At 49.1% G+C, this 24,584-nt stretch carries 18 protein-coding genes; 9 read left to right on the top strand and 9 right to left on the bottom strand.

All coding sequences use genetic code 11. The annotated features are described in order from the left end of the window. Positions 1-48 precede the first annotated feature (48 nt). Together ACWIP2_RS00715 and ACWIP2_RS00710 are read left to right on the top strand one after the other, a co-directional pair. A complete protein-coding gene (locus ACWIP2_RS00715; protein ID WP_448517967.1) occupies positions 49-642 on the top strand; it encodes a DUF4136 domain-containing protein in 594 nt (197 codons plus the stop codon). Positions 643-785: 143 nt separating this feature from the next. Beyond that, positions 786-2,969 carry a glutamine synthetase III family protein gene (locus ACWIP2_RS00710; protein ID WP_448517966.1) on the top strand — a complete coding sequence of 728 codons (2,184 nt, stop codon included), beginning with the start codon at positions 786-788 and terminating at the stop codon, positions 2,967-2,969. Positions 2,970-3,087: 118 nt separating this feature from the next. Here the strand turns inward: ACWIP2_RS00710 and pheS are convergent, their stop codons facing one another. From pheS to ccsA, 3 genes are read right to left on the bottom strand one after another with little or no spacing between them, the layout of a single operon-like run. Continuing rightward, on the bottom strand, positions 3,088-4,128 hold the full coding sequence (pheS, locus tag ACWIP2_RS00705; protein ID WP_448517965.1) for a phenylalanine--tRNA ligase subunit alpha: 1,041 nt from the start codon (positions 4,126-4,128) through the stop codon (positions 3,088-3,090). Between the two features lie 46 nt (positions 4,129-4,174). Next, on the bottom strand, positions 4,175-4,540 hold the full coding sequence (locus tag ACWIP2_RS00700) for a hypothetical protein (protein WP_448517964.1): 366 nt from the start codon (positions 4,538-4,540) through the stop codon (positions 4,175-4,177). 59 nt (positions 4,541-4,599) lie between these two features. Next, entirely contained in the window at positions 4,600-7,164 is a 2,565-nt protein-coding gene (gene ccsA, locus ACWIP2_RS00695; RefSeq protein ID WP_448517963.1) for a cytochrome c biogenesis protein CcsA, read from the bottom strand. A 93-nt stretch (positions 7,165-7,257) separates the two neighbouring features. On the opposite strand from ccsA, the gene ACWIP2_RS00690 reads away from it, so the two are divergent. Beyond that, positions 7,258-7,788, top strand: coding sequence for an NADH-quinone oxidoreductase subunit B (locus ACWIP2_RS00690; RefSeq protein ID WP_448517962.1), 531 nt, complete (start codon positions 7,258-7,260; stop codon positions 7,786-7,788). Positions 7,789-8,029: 241 nt separating this feature from the next. On the opposite strand, the gene ACWIP2_RS00685 is transcribed toward ACWIP2_RS00690, so the two are convergent. After that, complete coding sequence (locus tag ACWIP2_RS00685; RefSeq protein WP_448517961.1) at positions 8,030-9,169, bottom strand: cytochrome-c peroxidase; 1,140 nt, start codon at positions 9,167-9,169, stop codon at positions 8,030-8,032. Positions 9,170-9,300: 131 nt separating this feature from the next. Between ACWIP2_RS00685 and ACWIP2_RS00680 the strand changes: the two genes are divergently transcribed. Next, positions 9,301-9,690, top strand: a complete 390-nt coding sequence (locus tag ACWIP2_RS00680) for a hypothetical protein (RefSeq protein ID WP_448517960.1) — start codon at positions 9,301-9,303, stop codon at positions 9,688-9,690. Here the strand turns inward: ACWIP2_RS00680 and ACWIP2_RS00675 are convergent. Next, entirely contained in the window at positions 9,673-11,943 is a 2,271-nt protein-coding gene (locus ACWIP2_RS00675; protein WP_448517959.1) for a TonB-dependent receptor domain-containing protein, read from the bottom strand. The two genes, ACWIP2_RS00680 and ACWIP2_RS00675, sit on opposite strands and share 18 nt — an antisense overlap. Before the next feature lie 355 nt (positions 11,944-12,298). On the opposite strand from ACWIP2_RS00675, the gene ACWIP2_RS00670 reads away from it, so the two are divergent. After that, complete coding sequence (locus ACWIP2_RS00670) at positions 12,299-15,070, top strand: TonB-dependent receptor (protein WP_448517958.1); 2,772 nt, start codon at positions 12,299-12,301, stop codon at positions 15,068-15,070. 294 nt (positions 15,071-15,364) lie between these two features. On the opposite strand, the gene ACWIP2_RS00665 is transcribed toward ACWIP2_RS00670, so the two are convergent. Beyond that, the gene (locus ACWIP2_RS00665) at positions 15,365-16,687 is read right to left on the bottom strand and encodes a flavin-containing monooxygenase (RefSeq protein ID WP_448517957.1); all 1,323 of its coding nucleotides are present in this window, start codon (positions 16,685-16,687) and stop codon (positions 15,365-15,367) included. An 89-nt stretch (positions 16,688-16,776) separates the two neighbouring features. On the opposite strand from ACWIP2_RS00665, the gene ACWIP2_RS00660 reads away from it, so the two are divergent. After that, positions 16,777-18,813 (top strand): tetratricopeptide repeat protein, encoded by a 2,037-nt coding sequence (locus tag ACWIP2_RS00660; protein ID WP_448517956.1) that lies wholly within the window; start codon positions 16,777-16,779, stop codon positions 18,811-18,813. On the opposite strand, the gene ACWIP2_RS00655 is transcribed toward ACWIP2_RS00660, so the two are convergent. Together ACWIP2_RS00655 and ACWIP2_RS00650 are read right to left on the bottom strand one after the other, a co-directional pair. Next, positions 18,810-19,952 (bottom strand): MFS transporter, encoded by a 1,143-nt coding sequence (locus ACWIP2_RS00655; protein ID WP_448517955.1) that lies wholly within the window; start codon positions 19,950-19,952, stop codon positions 18,810-18,812. The genes ACWIP2_RS00660 and ACWIP2_RS00655 overlap by 4 nt on opposite strands. A 97-nt stretch (positions 19,953-20,049) precedes the next feature. Then, positions 20,050-21,111: a DUF3089 domain-containing protein gene (locus ACWIP2_RS00650; protein ID WP_448517954.1), complete on the bottom strand. Its 1,062-nt coding sequence runs from the start codon at positions 21,109-21,111 to the stop codon at positions 20,050-20,052. A 99-nt stretch (positions 21,112-21,210) separates the two neighbouring features. Here ACWIP2_RS00650 and ACWIP2_RS00645 point away from each other — a divergent pair, with 99 nt between their 5' ends. Genes ACWIP2_RS00645 through ACWIP2_RS00635 form a run of 3 tightly spaced genes read left to right on the top strand, consistent with a single transcriptional unit; the run spans position 21,211 to position 24,043 of the window. Beyond that, entirely contained in the window at positions 21,211-21,813 is a 603-nt protein-coding gene (locus ACWIP2_RS00645) for a hypothetical protein (protein ID WP_448517953.1), read from the top strand. Further along, entirely contained in the window at positions 21,810-23,054 is a 1,245-nt protein-coding gene (locus ACWIP2_RS00640; protein WP_448517952.1) for an MFS transporter, read from the top strand. The genes ACWIP2_RS00645 and ACWIP2_RS00640 overlap by 4 nt, the downstream gene beginning before the upstream one ends. A 20-nt stretch (positions 23,055-23,074) precedes the next feature. Further along, entirely contained in the window at positions 23,075-24,043 is a 969-nt protein-coding gene (locus tag ACWIP2_RS00635; protein ID WP_448517951.1) for a VOC family protein, read from the top strand. 329 nt (positions 24,044-24,372) lie between these two features. Here the strand turns inward: ACWIP2_RS00635 and ACWIP2_RS00630 are convergent. Then, positions 24,373-24,584, bottom strand: a 212-nt coding sequence (locus ACWIP2_RS00630; RefSeq protein WP_448517950.1) for a histidine phosphatase family protein, incomplete at its 5' end; no start/stop codon positions are given.

Here is a 24,584-nt window from a genome sequence, read left to right as displayed (position 1 = left end):
CAACTCTCGATTTTCGTAACAATAGCAAAACTCAAAAAGAAGACATCCATGAAAAGCAAAAATATCTATGCAGCAATTGCAGCATTGTTGCTGCTGATTGCGGCCTGTAGTAGCCCGATGAAGGTGTATGTACGCAAAGACGACACAGTTGATTTTGCGAGTTATAAGACTTTTGCATTTTTACAGCGGCCGCCCGGCGAGCGGGTGTATGGAAGTTTACTTGCTGAAAATGAAATGATTTACGGCATTCAGGAAGAGTTGGAAGCACGCGGACTGAAAGCGGATACAACTGCGCCTGACTTGCTGGTATCTTTTAAGTCTAATGCGCAGGTTTCGCAGAAACAAGTAAGTACAATGCCGCCCGCATGGGGGATGATGCCTATGTGGGGTTTTTACGATCCCTTTTTCTGGGGGCCGGGCATAATGAATCCATGGAATCAACGACAGACGCAAATAATTACCGAGTCGAAAGGTACGATAGAGTTATTCCTATTTGAACGCACGTCTAAGAAGCCTGTATGGCAGGGGGCTGCCGTTGGCAATGCGGACAATCCGTATGAAAACGTGCGGCTGTCCCTGCAAAAACTATTTAGAAACTTTCCGCTCAAACGACAACGGCCCTATCCGAGATACGACCTGTAGCCAAACTATTAATTTTGAGGAAAAGTGTCGCAAAAGACCACTTTTTTATTTTTTTATGCTGAAATTTGAATGCAATTTCTTAAAATCGCATATTGATTTTCGCAAATCAAGTAAAAATCTGTACCTGTTAACAAAACCCAACAATGTCTAGACTAAGATTTATTGCTTTGGAGCAAGCCACTTCACGTACCATTGCAGACGTAGCCGCTCCTTCTAAAAAGGTATCCGATTACTACGGATTCAACGTATTTGGTGATGACGCGATGAAGACCTATCTTTCATTGGATATGTACAAAAAGCTGAAGGCATATACACAAAGAGGTGAAAGCTTAGATGAGGTGCTTGCCGATGCGGTTGCGGCAGCCATGAAAACGTGGGCTTTGGAGCGCGGAGCTACTCACTATACCCACTGGTTTCAACCATTGACAGGTGCTACAGCAGAAAAACACGATGCTTTTTTTGAACCTACCGAAGGCGGCAAAGCGCTGGAGAAATTCAAGGGTAGTGCGCTTATCCGTCAGGAGCCGGATGCCTCTTCCTTCCCCAGCGGCGGTATTCGCAATACTTTCGAGGCTCGCGGATATACTGCATGGGATCCTTCGTCGCCTGCCTTCATCATTGAAAATGGCAGCAGCAAAACACTTTGTATTCCAACCATTTTTGTTTCCTACACAGGTGAGGCGCTCGACTACAAAGCACCCTTACTGAAGTCTTTGGCCCTGATTGATAAGGCAGCTACTGCCGTTTGCGAATATTTTGATAAAGACGTTACGCATGTTCATGCTACGCTCGGCGTAGAGCAGGAATATTTTCTGATTGACCGCGCCTTGTATTTTGCCCGTCCTGATTTAGTAATGGCTGGTCGCACGCTTTTCGGGCATACGCCTGCCAAGGGGCAGCAATTGGAAGATCATTATTTTGGCTCTATTCCCTCGCGCGTACGTGCCTACATGCAGGATCTGGAAATTGAGGCCTACAAACTCGGTATTCCCCTGCGCACGCGCCACAACGAGGTTGCACCAAGCCAATTCGAGTGTGCACCTACATTCGAAGAGATCAACCTCGCAAACGACCATAACCAACTGTTGATGGATATTATGGAAAAGGTGGCAGAGCGCCACAATTTCAAGGTGCTTTTCCATGAGAAGCCTTTTGCAGGCATCAACGGCAGCGGTAAGCACAATAACTGGTCGCTTGCTACAAATACAGGTGTAAACTTATTGCAGCCTACTTCCAAAGCCAAAGAAAACCTTCAGTTCTTAACCTTCTTTGTCAATATCATCAAGGCGGTATATGAAAACGCCGATTTGCTCAGGGCTTCTATTGCCTCTGCGGGCAATGATTTCCGACTGGGTGCTAACGAAGCCCCCCCCGCCATTATGTCTGTATTTATTGGCGAACAACTGACCGAAGTGCTGGACGAATTGGAACACAACGGCAATATTAAAATTGACAAAGGCGATAATATGTACATGAAACTCGGTATTGACAAAATCCCGCCAATCCTGTTGGATAATACCGACCGCAATCGTACATCTCCATTTGCTTTTACAGGCAATAAATTTGAGTTCCGCGCTGTTGGCGCTTCTGCCAATTGTGCAACGGCATTAGTCATACTCAATACTATTGTAGCTGATCAGTTGAAAAAATTCAAAGTTGAGGTAGATGCGCAAATTGAGTCAGGCAAGAAAAAAGAAGTAGCAATTGTTGACGTATTGCGCGAGTACATCAAGCAATCTAAAAACATCCGATTCGAAGGCAACGGCTACAGCGATGAGTGGGTTGAAGAAGCAGCTAAACGCGGTTTATCTAATATCAAAACTACTCCTCACGCACTAGAGTCATATCTGAGTAAAAAATCGCGTCAAGTGCTTGTAGGTAACGGTATCTTCAGCGAGATAGAACTGGAAGCCCGTGTAGATGTGATGTTACACAACTACGCTCAAAAAGTACAGATCGAGTCTCGCGCATTGGGTACATTTGCCATGAATCAGATTATTCCTGCTGCGCTGGAATTCCAGAATAAGATTATTGCCAACGTTAAAGGTTTGCATGAGCTTGGGCTGAAGGATGAAGCTACCTACATGATAGACCTCATCAAAGATATTTCCAGACATGTCAACGCAATTAAAACAAATGTTGATGCGATGATTGAGGCAAGAAAGGCAGCTAACAATCTGGATACACACCACCGAGCAATTGATTACTGCGATAAGGTAAAACCATTTTTTGATGTAATTCGCTACCATGTGGATAAACTGGAGCTTGCTATCCCAGATGACATGTGGCCGTTTCCAAAGTATCGCGAACTGTTGTTCATCCGGTAGTCTTCGACGCACGAGTACATGATAATAAAAACAGCCTGATGGATCGGATCTGTCAGGCTGTTTTTATGTATGCTCTTCAGGGTATGCTTAGTACATAACTACTTAACCGATCATCGGCTTACAAGGTCTCAAACTGACGCAAAAAGCGCGTATCGTTTTCGGTAAACAAGCGCAGATCGCGGATTTGGTATTTGAGCATCGTAATGCGTTCAATGCCCATACCGAAAGCAAAACCTGTAAACTCTTCGGGGTCTATGCCGCAATTTTCCAGCACATTGGGATGTACCATGCCCGAACCGCCGATTTCCACCCAGCCCGTACCCTTGCAGATGTTTTTGCTGCCGCCACAGAGCGCACAAGTGCCGGGGCGATTCATACCGCAGGAAATATCAATTTCCGCGCTTGGTTCGGTAAACGGAAAATACGAAGGGCGGAAACGCACCTGCGTATCTTTTCCGAATAATTCTTTGGCAAAATGATACAGCGTTTGTTTCAGGTCGGCAAAACTGACGTTTTTATCTACATACAAGCCCTCTACCTGATGGAAAATACAGTGCGCGCGCGCTGAAATCGCCTCGTTGCGGTACACGCGCCCGGGCATGATGCTGCGAATCGGCGGCTGTTGTTTGTTCATTAAGCGAATTTGCACATTGGACGTATGGGTGCGCAGTAAAATTTCTTTGCCCTCAATAAAGAACGTGTCCTGCATTTCGCGGGCAGGGTGATTTTCAGGAAAGTTCAGCGCGGTGAAGTTGTTCCAGTCGGTTTCAATTTCGGGCCCGTCCTCTATGTTGAAACCGATGCGCCCGAAAATTTCCACGATGCGTTCCCAAACCTGGGTAAGCGGGTGAATCGTTCCCAACTCATTGGGAATGTTGGGCAGCGTCAAATCCAGCGGTTTGGCGGCAGCAGCCATCGCGGTTGCTTCCAACTCAGCAGTTTTAGATTTGAGTTTTTCCATCGCTGCGTCTTTAAGTTGATTGAGCAACTGCCCTGCGCTGCGTTTTTCTTCGGCGGGAACGTTTTTCAGTTCGTCAAACAGCGCCGTTACTACGCCCTTTTTGGCGATATAACGCAAACGGAACTGTTCCAGTTCTTCTTTATTGCTGATGGCGAAGGCTTCAATTTCGCCCAAAAGTTCTTTAATCCGGTCTTGCATGAGGGTAAAGAGCAAAGTATGAAGTGCAAAAATAGGATGATTACCCTTACTTGCGAATCATTTCCAGTAATTCGCGCTCGATTTGCCAGTCCTGAGCAAGTTTGAGCATGGCAATGGCTTCCATTTCGCTAATGTAGCCCTTTCGATTATTGGCGTTCCAAACTGAATTGAGATAATACAGTCGCTTACTTTTATCTAACTGCGACATGATTGGGTGCAGGAAAACGCGCGCACGATCGAAGGCATTGTAGTAGTCTTCTTCGATAAACTGCGTGGCCCATTTGAGTTCTGCCTCTGCTGCTAAAGAGGCAGCAGTATCTTCCAATATCCGTTTTTCTTCTTCGTCCAAACCGTGATAGTGGAAGATAACTGCCTTCAACAATAAAAATGCTTTTTTTTCGTCAGAGGTCATTCGTCTGAAATAATGACTTCTCAAAAATAGCATTTTTCGGAATAAAACCGGATAACAGGCTAAACATTGACTGTAGTCTTTTTCCCGCTTTTGACTGCTTTTGCAGATGTAATGGTAGTTGGCTGTGCTTCTTTGTAGCGACGTACAACGGCTATCCCAAAACCAATTGACATGATGATTGTTCCTGTCCAAAGGATATTAATCAGTGGCATCTCTACGGCTTTGAGAATGATCCAATCTTTTTGTGTAGTAGAAGCCTGAATGACGAAAGTGTTATCCTGTGGGCGAATCTCTTCAATACTCAACTTCACTCCCATATCTACGTTCACATAGGGAATCTTACGAACCATCTGCCCTTTAATCAGGTAGGCAGGTTTGGCTTCGTATTCGCGGTCGCGATCCAAAATGCGAATGCGGGCAAATACGTTGAGATCTTCGTCGTCAATTTGCTGCCCGCGTCGTACATCGTCGAAAATAGCAATGAAATCATTGACTACGAAAGTATCGCCAACGGCCAGGGTGAAGTTTTCCGGATTGCTCCACTTGCGCTCCTGCTCAGGATCGGGAATGTTGGTGATGTGGGTGTAGAGGTCGCGGTCTAAGTTGCGGCTAATATCGGGGCTGGGTACAAGTCCGCCCGTTCCCATTTGCTCATTGAACTGAATGCGAGGGTAAAGTGTGAAAGTTCTGCCTTCAACTGTACTGTATTCGATTTCGTAGTAAACATTTTCGTTGTACACGTTCAGTGTATCGCCTTTGGTAAAATAGGTTTTGCCCTTATAGGTCAAATCTTCTTTGGCGACCATTAGCCATGGTGTGTTGGTTGTTTGCAGCGCCGCCTGATCTATGTACCCGGGAAATTGGCGGGAGGTCAGGCGCGTACCTTTATAGACCAGTGTATAGTCCTTCATGCGCTGCGGCTGATTGCGGAAGAGCAGCAGGTTTTCCTTGTTCATTTCTTCGCTAAACTGGCGATTGTAGAGCAAGCCCGTATTGTTGAGCGAAATTACCTTAGAATAGCCCGAAGAGGCGAGTATGCCGAGCAGCATCATCGCAACGCCGATATGTGCCATTGCGCCGCCTGAAAGTTTGAAAGTTTTGGTTTTGAGCAGTCGCGCCAAAATGAAGCTATTGGCAACAATAGAGTAAATGCCCGCTGTCAGTAGCAGTACGTATTTCCAGTTGTCAATTTTTGCTACCACCAGTACAATAGCAGAGAGAAGCATCGTAATTGTTAGTGGCATCATTAGTGCCTCGCGCAGTTGCTTTGCATCCATGCGATTCCAGAAGAAAAATTGTCCCGTTCCTGAAAGCAGCGCAATGGCGATGCCGAACCATAGCTGAAATTTGGTATAAAACGCTACCTGATCGGCAGGAGGAGCCATGTTGGAGCTAACGCCGAACAGTTCCATGAACTTGTTATACACGGGAATGGAGGTAGGTACGATTACCTGAAAACCTGCTAAGCAGAGCGTAGTTGCTCCCATGAAAATCCAGAATTCGCGCGAGTAGGTAGAAACCTCTTCCTGAGAGGTTGGAATATGTTTCCATGCACTTACCAGATAGAACAGCGCCACAGCAAGGAAAGCCAGCAGATAGATTAGTAACTGTCCGGAAAGCCCCAAATCAGTAAATGAATGTACCGAAGCGTTACCCAGAATGCCGCTGCGAGTCAGGAAGGTAGCATACAGAATACTGATAAAGGTAGCAATCACGAGGATGAAGGAGGCTTTCAGTGCGGTATTGCTACGCTGGAATACGATCATTACGTGAATAGCGCCGACCAAAATCAGCCAAGGAACATACACGGCGTTTTCTACCGGATCCCAGTTCCAATAGCCACCGAAGTTAAGCGTTTCATAAGCCCAGTAAGCGCCCATCATAATGCCTAAGCCAAGTACAAGGGCAGTAGCATGTGCCCAAGGCAATGCAGGTTTTATCCACTCCCGGTAGCGTCCCGAACGCAAACCTGCAATCGCATAAGCAAAAGGAACAAGCGTGCCGGCAAAGCCAAGGAACAGGGTAGGCGGGTGAATAACCATCCAGTAGTTCTGCAACAGCGGGTTCAATCCGCCGCCATCTGTCGGGATGAAGTCGGGATTGATTTGGAAAATAGGATCGTTGGGGCGGGCTTCGCGTAGCAACATAAACGGCGAACTGCCTATTTTGATTTCATCGAAGAACACCACGCCCAAAATCATCGAGGTTAGGAACGCCTGTACCAATGCGAATACGAGCATCACATCAGGCTCCCATTGTTTGGAAGTGCGCATCAGCACCAGCCCGAGCAGCACGTGCCAGAAAATCCACAACAGGAAACTGCCCTCCTGCCCTTCCCAGAAACAGGAAATCATAAAATGAACGGGCAGGTTGTTAGACGAGTGATCCCATGCGTAGTGGTATTCGTAGTAATGATTGTAAATGATATGAAAAAGGCTGTAAATAATACCAACAACGGCGGCGCTGTGGACATAGAAAGCACCACGAGCAAACCTGAGCCATGCCGCGCGGTTGATTTCCGGTTGGCGGCTCCCCTGAATATAACCGTAAACAGCCACCAATGCTGCAACAAAAGCCGTGCAGACGCTGAGGTGGCCAATTATTCCGATGGTGTAGTGGATCATAATTTTAATGAAGTGTGCGCAACACTAAGAACGATTTGCGCTATGGAATGGTTTACCTTACAAAGGTAAGCCATAAATTGCTAATATTGCGGTGTGAACACCTCTACGGTTACTCAGGAAAAAACAGGTCAGGGCGGTATTATCCTCGCCAAAGCAGATGAGTTGCTCAACTGGGCGCGGCTGTCGTCTATGTGGCCGCTCGGTTTTGGGCTTGCCTGCTGTGCCATCGAGATGATGGGCGGCTATGCTTCGGGCTACGATCTGGACAGGTTCGGAATTATTCCCCGTGCTTCGCCCCGTCAGGCAGATGTAATGATTGTCGCCGGAACAGTAACTTTTAAGATGGCAGACCGCCTGCGCCGCCTGTACGACCAAATGGCAGAACCCCGCTATGTGATTTCTATGGGTAGCTGTTCGAACTGCGGCGGGCCTTACTGGCAGTACGGCTATCACGTAGTAAAGGGCGTGGACAGGATTGTACCCGTAGATGTTTACGTACCCGGTTGTCCGCCTCGTCCGGAGGCGCTCATCGGTGGTTTTTTGAAACTACAGGAGAAAATGCGCAGGGAACAACCGCTTCCTCCAATGTTGGCAAAAGTGCTGGGGCGCGCTCCCCAATCCTAAGCGTCGGGGCACTTTTTGCAACGCTTGCCCTTTTTATACTTCTTACAACATTTATCTTTTCCTTGACAAATGCTTTCGTGACAGGAAAACTGACAAAATACTTCGGAGGGAAGCGTCTGAGGCGTGATCTGTTGCGGCTTAAACATTGTTTTAGTCTCATTGGTGTACAAAGATAAATCAATTAAGACTTAATCTAAATAAGCACAAGAAAAAATTTGTTGGCTCTTGTACTAATCTTTGGCTACCTGCTGATAAACGGATTGCTGAATCGTCTGTCCTGAATAAAGGTGCTGTCGGTGAGCATGTTCAGAAATGCCAGAATGGCGCGTTTTTCCTGTTCGGTCAGGTGCAGTTTAACGGGTGCATCATTATCGAAACGGATTTCGTTGCTGGCTTCAATAATGAGCGGATCTAATGTACGGCTCATTTGGACGTGTTGGTCGTAGTGATCCAGTACTTCTTCTAAGGTGCGGAATCTACCGTCGTGCATGTAGGGTGCGGTCAGGGCGATGTTGCGCAGCGAAACTGCTCGAAATTTACCACGATCGTTTGGATTATTGGTTACAGCCTGCAAACCCGGAGCAAGGTTGGCATCTGTATCCAGACCATTATTGTGGAAACCTCTGAAAGCTGATTGATCGCCCTGAACGAGCGGGCCTATGTGGCAGTCGCCGCAGTTGCCGCCGCGCAGCCCGATTTCAGGTATCGGGTGGGTAAAGAACAACTGAATGCCTTGCAGTTCGAGCGAAGTCGGGCGGTACTCGCCGCGCAGGTAGCGGTCGTAGCGCGAGTCGGCGCTGATGAGTGTACGCTGAAACTGCGCCAGTGCTTTGGCGATATGTTCGGGTCTGATCTGTTCGGTGCCAAATACCTGCTTGAAGCGCGGCGGATATTCGGCAATGCCCTGTAATTTAGCCGCTGCTTGTTCGGGAGGCAGGTTCATCTCGTTCGGATCGCGAAGCGGGTGCAGCGCTTGCTCTTCTATTGAGGCAACGCGTCCATCCCAAAACAGGCGATTAACCCACATCAGATTGGCAAGCGACATACTGTTGCGCGTGCCTGTGCGCCCTTGCACGCCTATGCTGAATCGGTTAGGATCTGAAAAAGCCGTATTTTGCCGATGGCAAGAGGCGCAGGAAATACTGTTGTCTGAGGAAAGGCGCGTATCGTAGAACAGCATCCTGCCCAGTTCTACGCCCTGTTCGGTCAGCGGATTGTCGTTGGGCAGCCTGATATTGCGGCTGAAGTATTCGGGAACAGACAGGTTGTAAGGGCGCAGCGCCGCATTAAAATCAGGTTGCGGATCTTCCGTTTTCACGCGATCGGCACATGCGGCAGTGATCAATCCTGCAAGCAGCATCAGAAGCCATTTGTTTCTCATCGGCAAGCCATTTTCATATAAGACAGCCTGTAGCGAAAAAGAGTTTAAAAGCACGTGTTAAAATTTGATAACGGGATTGGCTGTTGCAACATAATTGCGCATCGGGAAGTTATTCCAAAAAATCTTTCTACATGCAACGTTACACGCTATTATTTGCTTGTCTGTTGGTTTTTTGGACACAGGCAGTCCGTGCGCAAACGGAAACTGACCCGCTGCTGGAGCTGTTGGAACAAGATCAGGATACTGTTGCGACGCTGCTTCCCGATCGGATGCTGTTGACACATCGCGTACTCTGGGGCAAAAAAGGAATGCTGCGTGTAACGGGCATTGCACCGCTGAACGAGGAAGCCCGCACCCGCGAGTTGAAAAATGGAGTTTGTGATGTAAACATTCCACCCATCGAACTTTATGCCGACACCCTGTCAGCGGTTACGGCAACGGTCAAAGCAAAGTTGCAATCAATAGCTGTTACAAATACCCCGAAAAGCGTATTACACGGGCTTTTACCACACCCAGCTTAGGCTCAGACCGCCGAAAAAGTTGCGGGGTGCGCCCGGATAATAGTATCGCGGTACAGCACCTACTGCATTGACCAAAATCATACTGGCGTAGCGCTCGTCGGTAATGTTCAGACAGCCGCCGTACGCGTGTATCGCCAAATGCTTAAAAAAGATGCGCCTGTAACCCACGCGGCTGTTCAGCACGCGATAGGCTTCCGATTGTACTGTGTTGTCGTCGCGCATAGGCATTGCTCCTACTGCTTGCAGGTTCAGCGAAGCATAGAAGCCCTTGTTGATTTGCAGATCTAAGCCCGTAGCCAGTACGTGGCGCGGCACACCTGTCAAAGGGTTGCCCGAATAGTCTGCATCTAAATCCCTGAAATCCAGAAAGCGGTAAGGCGAGTAGCTATAATTGGCGAAGGCTTGCAGTACAGGCTGTTGCTGCCTGTTTTTGAGCAGCGCGTATTGCAGGGCGGCTTCCGCGCCCGCGTGCAGGGTTCTGCCTGCATTGATGCCTACGAAAGCATCGTCGCCTGTGCGGCGGGCAACCAGCAAATTACGGATGTCCATTGCATAGACCGATACATCGTATTGCAGATTTTGCCACTGTCCGCGCCAGCCAATTTCGTAGTTCATGCCTGTTTCCGGGCGAATATCGGGGTTAATCTGTCCGCTTGGCGTGAGCGTTTCTGCCAGTGTCGGCGGCGAGAAGCCGTGGCTGATGCTTACAAAAGCGGCTTGTTCTTCGCCAAATGCATGATTGAGCGCCAGTCGAGGGGAGAAGACTGCGCCAAAGTTGCGCCTGCCCGAAAGATCGCGGTTGTTGGCGCGGAACAGGTCGGTGTAGTCGTAGGTCGTTTGGTTAAAATTCAGCCCTGCAACCAGCGTTGTGCGTTCGTTCCATGCAAGTTCTGCCTGCGTAAAAAGGTTGATATAGCTGCGCCGCTCTTCGTTGTCGCTCAGGATAGCGCCCTGCCTGCCGCCCGCGTTGCGATAAGTCTGCCACTTGTAAAATTCGCTGTAAATCTCCGTTCCCAGCAGCGCTTTGAAAACCAATCCTGCCCCGTTATCAGCTTTGTATTGCAGTTTGCCTCTGCCGCCTGTTGCCTGCGCCGATTCGCGCAGGAAGTTGAAGGGGCGCGGCTCGTCGTTGGTGCGCTGTTGCATAAAGAGGCTACCTGTCAGTTCCCAGCGCGTATCGAGCCGATGCTCTACCGAAGTACCTGCCAGCGTTTTCTTGTAAGCCTCGTAGCCGCGCAGCGCGAGCCAGTTAGCCGCTGCGGCGCGTGGATTGTTGCGAAAAGTAGCCTCGTCTATCGAGCTTGGGATGTAGGCTTTTACGTTGATGCGGTTAGCCAGCAGGCTGATCGTCGTGTTTTCGCCTGCATAAAACTGCCCGTGCAGCGAAAGCAGGTTTCGGAAGTAGGCGCTGTTTTCGCGGAAGCCGTCGGCTTGCTGGTAACTGTGGACAAACCGGATGTTGGCGCGCTCATTGCCCGACTGCGCGTGGCTAACCATGCGTTGCAGCCCGAAACTGCCCGTCATATACTCCGTCCCGACCTGCGATTGTTTGAAAGCCGCGCGCGAAGCTCCAAGCAGCAGCGTGCCGCCCAGCCCCGCACCGTAGATAGAAGAAGACGGCCCTTTGATAACTTCTACGCGGTCTATGAGGCTCAGATCTATATCCTCCAGCGTAGTTTCGCCGTCGCCCGTCGTTAGTGGAATATCGTTGAAATAGGCGCGGATTTTATTGGTAGAAAACAGCGAGCGCGAGCCAATTCCCCTGATCGTCAGTCTGTTGGTATTCAGTGTGCCGATCTGCATCAATACGCCCGGAATGCGGTTCAGCGCCGGCGCAATAATGACGTTGTTATCGCGCTGCAAATCCCGAAGGCTAAGCACGGCTACTGCTGCAGGCACGCGCAGCAGTGGCGCATCTGACTCCATCCCTGTTACTAACACCTCGTTCAGCATGGTGTAGGTTGCCTGCAATCCAATAGTAAAACCACCTGCCTGTGATGGTACGCGCCAGCGTAGCGTTTCGTAACCTACATGCGAAAATTGCAAAGTATCTCCCGGCTGTACATCATCTAACAGAAAGATACCGTTATTATCTGTGGCGACTTGTTGTGTCTGATACTGCACAGATGCGCGCCCAAGGGGAAGTCCGGTAGAAAGATCTACTACCCGACCCTTAGTTTGTGAAAACAGATGCTGTGCGAAAGCGGCTGTGAGTAGTACCGCAAGCATGTATTTGTATCTGTCGTTAAACATTTTTGAAGATTTAAGGGTTTACAAATTATTTAGTGCAGCAAAATACAACATACTCTTTAAGTGGTGCAAGTGATTGACAGTCAGCAAGTCATCAATGATCACCCCGAAGCGTACGATATATTATGGTGCGACTAAGTTTCTACAGCAGACAGTTTTTGAATCATACTGCGAACTTTTTGTTTAATTTTTATTTGAGCCAATCACACAAAAATCCTTGCTCTTACTCATTTGAAAGTGCCTTTAGACGCAGATTTGCAGATTTTTAACAAGATAATGGTTGCAACAATAGTTAATGTCCTTAATCATTCATAACTTTTCACTGCTCTTAAATCTTTTTACCTAATTGTAATCAGCAATGAAAAAACTTTTCACCCTTCTTCTGACGTGGAGCGCGCTGTTCGCTTCTCACACCCTTATGGCGCAACGCGGTGTCATACAAGGCGTTGTTAAAGACGAAACCGGCGAACCGACGCCCGGCATTAATGTGCTTGTTATAGGTACAAGTACGGGTACGGTTGTAAAAGCGGACGGCGCTTATTCGCTATCCGTTCTGGCAGGCAATCTGCAATTGCAGTTTTCGGGCATAGGCTACAAAACAGTCGTGCAAACTGTCAGCGTGAAGGACGGCGAAACCGTAACCTTAGACGTTACCATCAACACGGGAACCAGCGTATTGAATGATGTGGTCGTTTCCGCAACCCGCCAACCTGTCCGTAAAATTGAGGCGACAACGGCGGTAAGTGTTCTTAATGCCGAGGAGTTGCTCAAACAGGTTGCGCCTACCATCGGCGATGCCTTGCGCTTTACACCGGGCGTATTTGTAGCTTCTCAACGAGGGCGTGTGCGCGCCAATATTATTATGCGCGGTTTCCCCGAAAACCTCGGCACGGAGGACAAATACACCACTATGCTCATTGATGGCTTGCCTGCCTACGCCGGCAGCGGCAACCCTTATGACATATATTTCCAACAAGATTTGAACATCGAGCGCATAGAGGTAGTGCGCGGTGCGGCAGCAACGTTGTTCGGACGTTCGGCGGCGGCAGGCGTTTACAATATCGTCAGTAAAACAGGCGGCGAAAAAACGCACGGCACAATTGAGCAAATTCTATCGCCTTCGCCCTCTGCCAAAGGCGGCATGATGACCCAAACAGGTGTAAACGTAAACGGTGCGATTACTCAAAAACTGCGCTACAACGTGGGCGGCTTCTACCTGAACGATCCCGGATTCCGCACACAAGCAGGGCCAGATAAAGGCTATCAATTCCGTGGCAACTTTGACTATTTGTTCGATAAAGGCAGCATCCGCATTTACGGCACTTTGCGCAGCGTAGATTTGTTTAATAATGTAGCCGCACCAACACGCGTAAGCGATTTAAAGATAGACAGCCGCTTCACTAACCGCTTTACCGATTGGGACGATGTATGGAAGAGCGTAAACTTCACTCGACCAACAGGCATTACCGCCGCAACCGTACCGCTGTTTCAAGGCAGCACAGAAACCATTAGCGGCAACCCTAATAATATCGAACAGGTAAATGTCGGCAAAGCCAACGAGCGCGGCAACTACGGCGACGTGCGCTCTATCGGTATGCGTTTCAACTACAATTTTGGCAGCGGGTTTTCTGTTCAGAACAACCTGCGCTATCAGCGCGCCGATTTGGGTACGAAGTTTATCACAGCTACCGCTTATGTCGTTCCGGCAGCCAATCCTAACCAACTGTTTGCCAACGTATTTAACTCGACGGGCGAACGCAAGATGTTTGATATTATCGATGAGTTGATTTTGAAAAAAGAAGCGACCATTGGCAACAGCAAGCATGTGCTTACCGCCGGCGGTTACTTGGGCTACTACGAGCAACGCGCATTGGCAAGCGGCGTATTCCTGGCATCAGACCTAAGCGACGGCACGGTTAGATTGCGCACGCCGTTCCCCGGCGCGATTCCGGGCATCCTGACAACCAACCTGTTGCGCGGTTCGGATACCTATTCTCGTGTGATGAACACTTCTGTTTTTGTGGGTGATGAGGCATCGTTTGTTAACGACAAACTGAAAATAAATCTCGGATTGCGTTTCGACAACACCAACATCAATATTCTGCACTTCTTGCCTAAGTCTGCTAATGGACAAATTGCAGGGCCTCTGTTTGTGTCGAACTTCACCGACCGCCGCGAGATAAGCCTTGGCGCATTTAGCGCAACGCTAGGCATGAACTACCTGATAGGCAAAAACACTGCGATTTATGGCAATTTTGTACGCGCCTTCCGCGCCCCCGATGAGCAAGTGTTCGTCAATATGCTGCGCGGCGTTCCCGGACAGCAGCCTCCGCCCGAGCAGTTAGGTCCCGGTTTGATTAATTACCGCCCGATTGATACCAACAACCGCCCATTTTTAACGCAGATAGACAAACCTGAAACAATCTACAATGCGGAAATTGGCTTCCGCACATCGGCGCTAAACGAAGATTTGAGCTTTGACGTAGCGGGTTACTATACTCAAATCAATGACCGCATTATTTCAGGTTTTCGCGATGTAGCGCCCGGCTTCCCGCCGCAATCTACCTCTATCAGCGAGGGTTCTGTGGCTATCCAAGGCTTCGAAGGAACAGTTACTTATACGCCTTCATGGGCGAAGGGGCTGTTGCTGCGCACTTCGCTCACCTTGCAAAGCAGTGAGTTTCTATCCATTCCGAACGGCTTGCGCCTAACTTCGGTGTTTACCCTTCCAGAATCCGAATTGAAAGGCAAAAAAATCAAAAACGTGCCGGGTACTATTTGGAACTTCAACGCGCAGTATGAACGCAAGTTTAGCAAGTCATTTGCCGCAGGTTTGGGCATTGATGGCAACTACATGGCCAACCGCTACGGCGACGAGCTGAATCGCTTTAAACTGGCCGATGTGATGCTGCTCAACGGCAACATGTTTGCCAAAACAACGCTGAAAAACGGCAATGATATCCGCTTTTCGGTGCGCGTAAGCAACCTGACCGATACGCAAGAAATTTTGTGGCTTTTGGACATAACCAACCCCGTCGTGGCTACTTCCGCGCCTACCAATGCGACGGTAATTCCGGGCATTCCGTTCCTGCCGCGCCGTACATTCTTTACGGTGGCGTACAGTTTCTAAAGAATCATAGCGCTGAGGTTGCACAGCAAATCTTTTGCGCTCGTTGCGGTAAATTCTTACTGCAACGAGCGCAAACTTTTTGAATTGTGTACTATCTTATGCTAAAATGAATCATCTACCATGCAGTTTCAAAGGCAAATACCTGCTGATCAATTAGGTTTTCTACAAGGGTGCGCAAAAGTACGGAATGGAATATTTCACTGGTCTGCAAGCGTTGATTGCTTAGATACCGTTTGCGCTCTGGGGTAGCCGCGAGGCAACCATCGAAATCGCTACAATTTTCTGTATTTGAGGCTATACCTCAACTATATGCGTTTGCCGCCGCGGTTCTTTGCGCACATAATCCTTGGGCAGATGCCTGCGTAGCCGTTCCGAAAAGCGATGAAAGTCCACCGTAATCGTGTGGCGCGGTGTATTGATCTGCCTGAAATCGGGGTTCTTCAATTCCTTGTCAATCAGTGCCTGTATGTTGGACGGACGCTGCCATTTGCCTGCCAGTTCTCTGGCTGCAATTTTTGCCTGCAACTCTGCCGCCGGCCAGATACAGCCCAGTGGCTGGAACAGCCCAATAAAGTACAGATTTTGGATTGTCGGGTGCATCATGCGCAGGTAGAGCGGCACTTTGCCCTGCGAGTAGTCTATGAAAGATTTGTCAAAAAACGGGTGGGCGATCACATAGCCCGTACAGGCAACCACAGTATCGTAGTCCGCCTGCGAGCCGTCGGTAAAATAGACCGTCTGCCCTTCCAAGCGGGCTATTTCGGGTCGCGGGTGAATTTTGCCGTGCCGCATGAAATAGTACAACTCATCGTTGATCGTCGGGTGTGTTTGTCCAAAACTGTGGTCGGGTGCAGGTAGCCCGTAGTGCTTATGTGTACCAAATTTGAGGCGAATGCCAATTTCTGAGATCCGCGACCAGAGCCAGCGCGGCAGCATCTTCATGCGCTCGCCTACCACATCGGCAGGTTCACCAAAAAGGAACTTGGGTGTGATCCAGTAGCCGCGCCGCCAACTGATGTCGGTGCGGGCAGAAACGCGGCTACTCTCTACCGCTACATCGCAGGCAGAATTACCACCGCCGATCACCAGCACGCGTTTGTCTTTGAACCGCGAAAATCGCTTGACATGATGCGAGTGAATATATTCGCCTGTAAAATGACCGGGATAGGCGGGCCAGCGCGGTTGCCAATGATGCCCATTGCAAACCACTAAGGCATCGAAAGTTGCTGTTGAGATTTGCCCTTGCTGCTCGATCGTAATCTGCCACTTGCCCTCTTGTGTAAGTTCAGCTTTTTTGACTTCTGTTTGAAAATGAATCATCGGATACAAGCCGAAATGACGCGCATAAGCCTGAAAATAGGCAGCCAGTTGCCTGTGGGAAGGATAATCGGGATAGTCGGCAGGCATCGGGAAGTCTGCATATTGCGAGAGTGTCTTAGAACTGATGATGTGCGTTGTTTCAAATACACTGGAGTGTGATTCCTCCTCGCTGAATACCCAGTTGCCGCCTACCTCTTTGCCATAGTCGTAAACTGTAACATCTAAACCTTCATCCAGCAAGTTTTTGGCAGCCGTAATACCAGAGGGGCCTGCACCGATCACACATACTTTTTTCATTCTCATTCGAAGTTAGTTGTTTGAAAATAGCAGGATTTGGCGACATTTACAAGTACAAACCCTACTTGCTAATGCCAATAAAAATATGCTTGTCAACATTCACGCTCATCCTTACAAGTTGGCTGCTGCCGTTCGAAGGTCGTTCACAGCAGGTTTTTGACAGCCTGTTGCAGGTATTAAAAACTCGCGAGCCAAAAAAGGATACGCTATACACCCGCACCCTATTCAACATTGCCGATGTTATGCTTTACAACAATACTGACACGGCTATTTTCTTCGCCAAAAAAGGATTGGAATTAGCAAAAACGCAGGGTTGGTTGCGCGGGCAGGCAGACTTGGCGCTGCTGCTGGGGCAAGGCTACGACGTGCAAGGCAAAGCCCCACAGGCAATAGAGGCGATCTTGTTGTCAATCCAATCTTTCGAGCGCCTGCGCGATTCTTTGGGTATGTCCGATGCCTACAACGCCATCGGGATTGTATATGGCCGAAATCTGCGCCAGCCTAAGGTAGCCTTATCCTACTATGAGCGCTCGTTGGCCATTGCCGAGCGATTATCTAAGGGCAAAGAAAACACCCGAACGCTGTACATTCTGACTAACATAGGCATTGAGCAAAAGCGGCTCGGACAATGGAATGCCGCCCTGCAAACGCAGCAACGTGCGCTACAGTTTGCCCAAAAACTGGGGGATACCTACAGCATCGGCGTGATCTACCATAATATCGGCAGCATCTATATTGCGATTGAAGACGTGGCTCGTGCATTGGAATATCTCAATCTTTCCACTCAAACAGCCGTCAATCAGTCTAATCCTTATCTGGCTGCTGCCAACAACAACGCATTAGGCAAAGTTAAGTTGATGATGGGCGAATGGCAGCAAGCGATTGCTTCAGCAGATGCGGCCATGGCGGCCGGACAGCAAATAGGTTCGATGGACTACATGCGCGAAGCCGCCGAAACGCTTTACAAATCTTACAAAGCGCTGCGCCAACCCGAAAAGGCGCTCTATTACCACGAGCAACTCCTCAGTCTTAAAGACAGCCTTATCAATCAGGAAAATACGCGGCAGGTAGAACGCCTGCAAGCACAGGTTGAAATTGATAAGAAGCAGCAGGAAATCGTTATTCTGGAAAAGGAAAATACCAATAAGCGGCTGCAACTCTTTGTGCTGGCAGCGGTTGCAGCCTTGTTTCTGGTAGGAGGCGCTATTCTGATATGGGCTTATCGCAGCCAACAGCAGGCAAACAGTTTGCTGCAAAAGCAAAAGGCAGAGATCAGAGAGAAAAACAAAGAACTCAATCAGGCAAATGAAGAACTTTCTTCTGCACTGGAGATAGTGGGACAGCAAAAACGCGATATTCAAACGATCAATGAAGAACTGACCTCCAGCATCTACTACGCGCAGCATATCCAACGTGCGCTCCTGCCTTCGGCGCAGCAGTTGCAGCGGGCTTTTGAGGAGCATTTTGTGTTCTACCGCCCGCGTGATATTGTCAGTGGCGATTTTTATTGGGTACATCAGTCGGATAATACTACTGTGCTTGCCGTAGCTGATTGTACCGGACACGGTGTGCCGGGTGCTCTGCTCAGCATGGTTGGTATCACGCTGCTGCAAAGGATTGTTGTAGAAAAGCAGATTTTCAGACCCGATCAGATTCTTTCGGAATTGCACACAGGTATCTACCAGTCTTTGCGGCACAATGCAGAGGCAATTTCGCAAGACGGCATGGACATTAGCATTATTTGCATCGAAACGGTTGGCAATAGCCATGCGGTGCACTTTGCCGGAGCTATGAATCCCGTTTATAGTATCATCGGTGCAGATTTTTACGAACTCAAACCAACTAAAAAGTCTATTGGGGGCAGTAGCGAGGCTATTATTTTCCACAATCAAAGCATACAAGTAGGGCAGCCTGCCATGTTTTATTTGTTTTCTGACGGTTTTCAAGATCAGTTTGGTGGAAAGAAAGGGAAGAAGTTTATGGTGCGGCGCTTCAGAGAAACCCTCGCTACTTTGGCAGAAAAACCCGTAGCCGTACAGGGGGAGCAGTTGGCGGCGGTATTTGACGACTGGAAACAGTCCCATCCGCAAGTGGACGACGTATTAGTTGTCGGGGTGCGACTTTAACTACGGGCTTTGGGAGCTATAATTGCCATGCTGAATGCCAGTACTGCAACGAGGATCAGAGCAGTGCGCAAATCGAAAAAGTCTGCTACCCAGCCAATAACAGGCGGGCCGATGAGAAAGCCCGTGTAGCCAACAGTAGACACTGCGGCAATGGCAACTCCTGCCGGCATCGTTTGCGAGCGCCCTGCTGCGCCATAGACCATCGGTACGACGGTCGCCAACCCCAAGCCGACAAGTCCAAAACCTGCCACTACCCAAAAGGGCGTAGCCGCGAGCAAGGCCAGCGACATTCCGCTGCCTGCGAGCAAGCCACTCAAGCGGATGAGACGCACCTGACCCAGTTGCTGCGCAAGCCGATCGCCGAAGAAGCGCCCAACCATCATTGCCATGGTGAAAGCTGTATAGCCAAGTGTAGAAAGTCCCGCCGTAGTGCCGCTTACCTCTGCCAGAAATACCGAACTCCAGTCTGCCATTGCGCCTTCGCCCAGCATACAGAAAAAGGCAATCAGCCCCAGCCACCACAGCACCGCGTCGGGTTTGGCAAAAAGTGGTTTGCTTTTATCTACAGGCGCATCGTTGGGCAAAAGAAAACGAAAAAAGCCAAGCAGCAGCGCAATACCTACTGCGCCGCCGACCAGAAAGTGCGGCAGCGGCGCAAAACCTGTCTCTGCCATGATGCCGCCAAAAGCAGCGCCAAGCATTCCGCCTGCGCTGTACAGCCCGTGGAAAGAGGACATAATCGGTTTGCCCCAACGGTCTTCTACCACAACAGCCTGCGCATTCATACCGATGTTGAGAATATCGCCCGCGCTGCCAAACATAAACAGCGCCGCGGCCAGCAACCACGCCGAGGAAGCCAGCGCTATCAGCGGGAGCATGCAACAGCTTACAAAGGCGGCAATAATGGTTACGTACTTGCTGCCGAAACGCGCCGTCAGCCAGCCTGCAACCGGCAGGGACAGCAGCGAACCAATAGGCAGCCCCAGCAGTACTGTTCCTAATTCACCTGCGCTGAGTTGGAGGTTTTGCTGGACGACTGGAATCCGCGAAGCCCAAGTAGCAAAGGCAAAGCCATTGATCAGGAACATGGCAGCAACAGCGGCTCGAGGCATGTGTTTTTCTGCCCTTGTGCTACTCATTGTTCTGTGCGGTTTGTTGCCGCAATATAGCCGATGTTAGCTATTTGCATAGAACGGTCGGGCTTATGGCGGACATATGCAGTGATTAAAAGCAAAGCTATCGCTGCGCCGAGCGTTGCAGATACGCCTTTACGCGTTCCTGTGCGTTCTGGCGGACATTGAAGTAGAACAGGTTATAGTCGGCCCGATGCCAGTTTTTGATGTTGGCTAAGGCGGCCCCTGCAACTTTCGGGCGGCTGATCCAGAGCATGCCCTGTTGCGCTGCCGCATCGTGCAGCCCGGGTTTCATCGGCTTGAATTTCTGACCTACTCCTCCCAGATGCAGGCTTGCGGGTGCTGCCTGTCCGTTGGTTGTCCAATTGAGCGGGTTGGTCGCCGCTGCTTTGCATAGCTCCTTGCCATGATTGGGGGGAGTATAGCCCTTGGCGTAGGTATTCCACGTTACAAAGCAACCTGTTTCATCTGCATTTTGGCAAACGGGAATATTGGTAAAAAAGTCAGCAGGAGTAGGCATGCCCACAAGGTAGGCGATAATCAGTTGCCTTTGTAGCGGCTGCCCGTCAATCAGTTCGCGGATCAGTTGCTTGCCGTGCTGTGTACCTTGACTGTGTGCAGCTATGATGAAAGGTCTGCCTTGATTGAAATGCTGTAAATAGTATTTAAACGCTGCTTTTACGTCGGCATAAGCTGTGTCAAATGCGGCTTTGGCATCGGCTTGGTTAGGTGTAAAGTAAGCGTAGAGATGTGCCTGCCGATAGCGCGGGGCAAATACGCGCCCTGCCGCATTAAAAATGCTCGCCTGATGGAGAATCGTAGAACTGTCCACCCGTTGGTTCAGGTCTGCATCGTTCAGGTCGCCGTTCCATTCGTAGCCCTTAGTAGGTTTATAGGTGTAAATCGTTGGGTGGATGAAAAATACATCTGCCGGCGCTTGCGCCTGATTATCGCGCAGACTGTCCACTTTTGGCAGGCGATCCGCCGCATCTCGTTTGTCGGGGTGCGCAGCCCAGTGTTCCATACGGCTGTAGTCGGGGCGAGCGGGAACACTACCCGGTTCAAATCGAGCTTGCAAAACTACTCGCTTGGGCGTACAGCCTGCAAAACTCAGTGTTAAAGTTGCTACAAGCAGTAATTTATTGAACAAAGAAAAACGGCGCATATTAATTTTCTTTCGTTAATTTGTTGAAATTGAGGATAAAGCTATATGAAAGTTCATCGGATTTCAAACGCGTTTGGGCAGCTAAGTGTTTGCAGGTTTTTGGCATTATGGTGCATGGGCCTGATGGCTTGCGGTTCGCAGCCTTCGCAGCAAGAAGTTAAAAGTGAGCCGAGTACAGCCGTGCTAAAGCCGTTGGTCGAAATTCGCAACGAGGCCTTGCTAAGATTTGTGCAGCAGTTTCCCCTAAAATCACTGCCCTACGATACTCGCAGCGACTCCATTGCTCCGGCAGCCAGCCCCTTGCGGGATGCTGAGCTGAAAACCTTTCTGCGCAAAGGAAGTATTTTTGAAGATGCGTATCAGTGCTATCCGATGTATCGTCTGCCCGACTATGGCAATTTTGTGTCGCTCATTTTGGCAACTTTGGGACAGGAAGACAATGGTTTGCGACTGCTACTGGCAACTTACACGCCCGATGGTCGCCCGATAGACGAGCTTCTTATCAAAGACAGCTACAGTACAGGCGACGAATACGCGACTACCGACACGCAAATAGCCCCGAATTTTGCGCTCGAACAAAGTCTTGTAAAAGTTACTTACGAGCCGACAGGCGCAGAGGAGGCCATAGTAGAGAAAGACCGCAGCGAACAAATCCGCCGTTACACGATCAATCCTGAAGGAAAAATTACCCGGCAGCTATGAGCAACGTCTTTTATGGCTGGTACATCTTGGCAGCTATTTTCATTGTTTACATGTTGAGTAGTATCGGCGTAAGTACTTTGCCGCTGCTCAATGCACAATTAAAAGCCTTGCACGGCTGGACACACGAACAAGTTGCCGGGCCGCCTTCGCTACTGTACTTTTTTATCAGTTTTGTTGCACTTGCGCTGGGCCTCATATTGGATAAAACTACCCCGAAAATTGTAATGACTATTGGTGCAATCTGTATGATTGTTTGCCTCGGCGCTTATTACTTCATCACCGAATTATGGCAGTTGTACGCAATCTATGTGCTCTACAGCATTGCACTAACCTTTACCGGCATCCTACCGGGTATGGTATTGCTCAACCGCTGGTTTTTCGCATATCGAGGGATAGCCGTAGGTATTTTTTTGATGGGCTCGAGTTTGGGCGGTGCGATTTTTCCTAAGTGGGCAGCATGGATGATTGAGCAATACGGCTGGCAAACTGCTGCACTCGGCTTATTGATTGCCTGCATCGTCCTGATCTTGCCGCCGCTATTTTGGATCAAAGATTCGCCGCTCGAACTTGGGCTACTACCCGACGGCAAGGCAGCGACAAGGGATCGGATGGCAAATAACACATCAAAAACAACAGTTATTATTAGCCGCTTCACACAAGCCATGCGCGAACCGCTGTTTTACCTGTTGCTGTTCGTTACGGCGGTCATGTGGTTTTGCATCACCGCCCTGATTCAGCATTTGGCTTATTACATGAAGGATTTGCAGGTAGCGCTTTCTACAAGCGGTACATTGCTGAGTTTGTTCTTTGTTTGCAGTATTCTCGGCAAAGTCATTTTTGGCTTTCTGAGCGATCGTTTTTCGCCCAAATATATCTTGCTGCTGGCGAGTGCCTGCATGGCTTTGGGTTCGTTGGCGTGGCAATTAGCCGCTGCAACGGGCATAGAAATGCTTTATACTGCTGCAGTAGTCTATGGCATTGGCTACAGCGGCACGTTTACCATGATCCAGATTGTATTGGCAGCTTACTACGAGGGCCCTGCATATGGCAAACTGCTTGGCTTTTTTACCATGGCAGACACGCTGGCAGGCAGTTTGGGTATCTATTGGCTTGGCTATCTTCGCACCGCTTCGGGTAGCTATGTTTCCGGCATACAAATCATGGTTGTGCTGTCTGTGCTTTCTATGCTTTGTGTATTACTGATGCGTAAACCTACGGCTACACTCTTGAAGCATACCTGAACGATAAAATCTCTTAGCTTATGTCTTTCCAACTTTTTCCCTACACCGAAGTGGTTTTTAGCGTTGGCAATATTGAAAAAGCCGCCGCTGTTTACCGCGACTACATGGGCTGGCAGCCTGTTCACGAAACTGTGGGCGACCGCCATCAGCCCGCGTTCTGGCAACTGCCCGAAGCCTGTACCGCAGACGAAATGCTGCTCAGGCTGCCCGGCACAGACAAAGGACAAATCCGGCTGCTGAAATTCAACGGCATAGCGCAGGACTACATCCGCCCCGGTGCGCAGACTTGGGATACAGGCGGCTATTTAGATATTGACCTACGCGCAGATAACCTGCAAAAAGTGCACAACGACCTGCGCGAAATGGGCTGGCACGGCATAAGCAATCCCGTACAGATGCAGATGGGGCCCTTTTTGCTCGAAGAACTGCTCATGAAAGGGCATGACGAGATCATGATCGCCTTTGTACATCGGATAGATCCGCCACAACCTGTGATGGAGGGCGGACGCAACATTGTGAGCAACGTCTATCTTTCGGCAATGATTGTACAGGACTTGGAACGCGCTAAACACTTCTTCGTTAATCAGTTAGGCTTTCAGTTGCTCAATGAACTGACGATTTGTCGCGATACACCCGGCCCTACGATTTTTGGTTTTCCCTATAACATAGCCCCTCATGCGCCCGCGCATCTGGCGATTGTTTCGCCCGATGGTTCACGCGACCACATGCTGGACATCATTAAAATTGACAACGTAACAGGTGAAGATTTTTCCGACAGAGCTGTGCCGCCCAATCGCGGCGTGCTGATGTTCCGCTTTCCGGTGCGGGGGCTGCGTGCCTACGCCGACTTTGTGCAAAAAAACGGCGCAGCCTTGCAAATTCCGGTTACACGCACAAACATAGCGCCCTATGGCAAAGTAGAAGCCTTCGCCGTGCGCTCGCCCGATGGCTGCTGGTTAGAGTTTTTTGAGGAGGTAACTGAGGCGTAAGACAAATTAGCATGTATCGTACCTTTTAGGTGCGCTTCATTTTAATTGAGGTTGTCCGAAAAGTAATACAGACTTCAGCCTGATATTTATTAATAACTTGATAATCAAGTATTTACACATTAAATTCTGTGCTACATGCGTCCTTTTTGGACAGCCTCTCAATATCGCTAGCATAATCATTACTCTCCTTCCATTACAGAGTAGAAAAGGGGTAGAGATGATTTTAATGCTACCAATAACGATCCTTACGGGATAAAATCTACTTTGTATATGATTTATTTTAGTGTGAGACGAGTTGTAATACGCCTGTTCTGATGTTGATTTTTTGATTAACCATAATGTTTGAAAGGTTGAATGGAAATAAGTTGATTGAAATTATTATTTTCGTTCAATATTACCGCAACTATTGTTGCGTAATTTAAACGAATGCGAAAAGAATTTTCAAGGGGTAAAGATAATACAAAACTTAAAAAACTGCGTATGTTGCCTGCGTGAGTAACGACAGCAATTTTTTGCAAATTTGTTTTTAAAACTTCCTTGA

Source organism: Rhodoflexus sp. (assembly GCF_053489755.1).
Note: the sequence above shows the minus strand (reverse complement) of the source record. Positions and strands in the feature narration are given on the sequence as shown.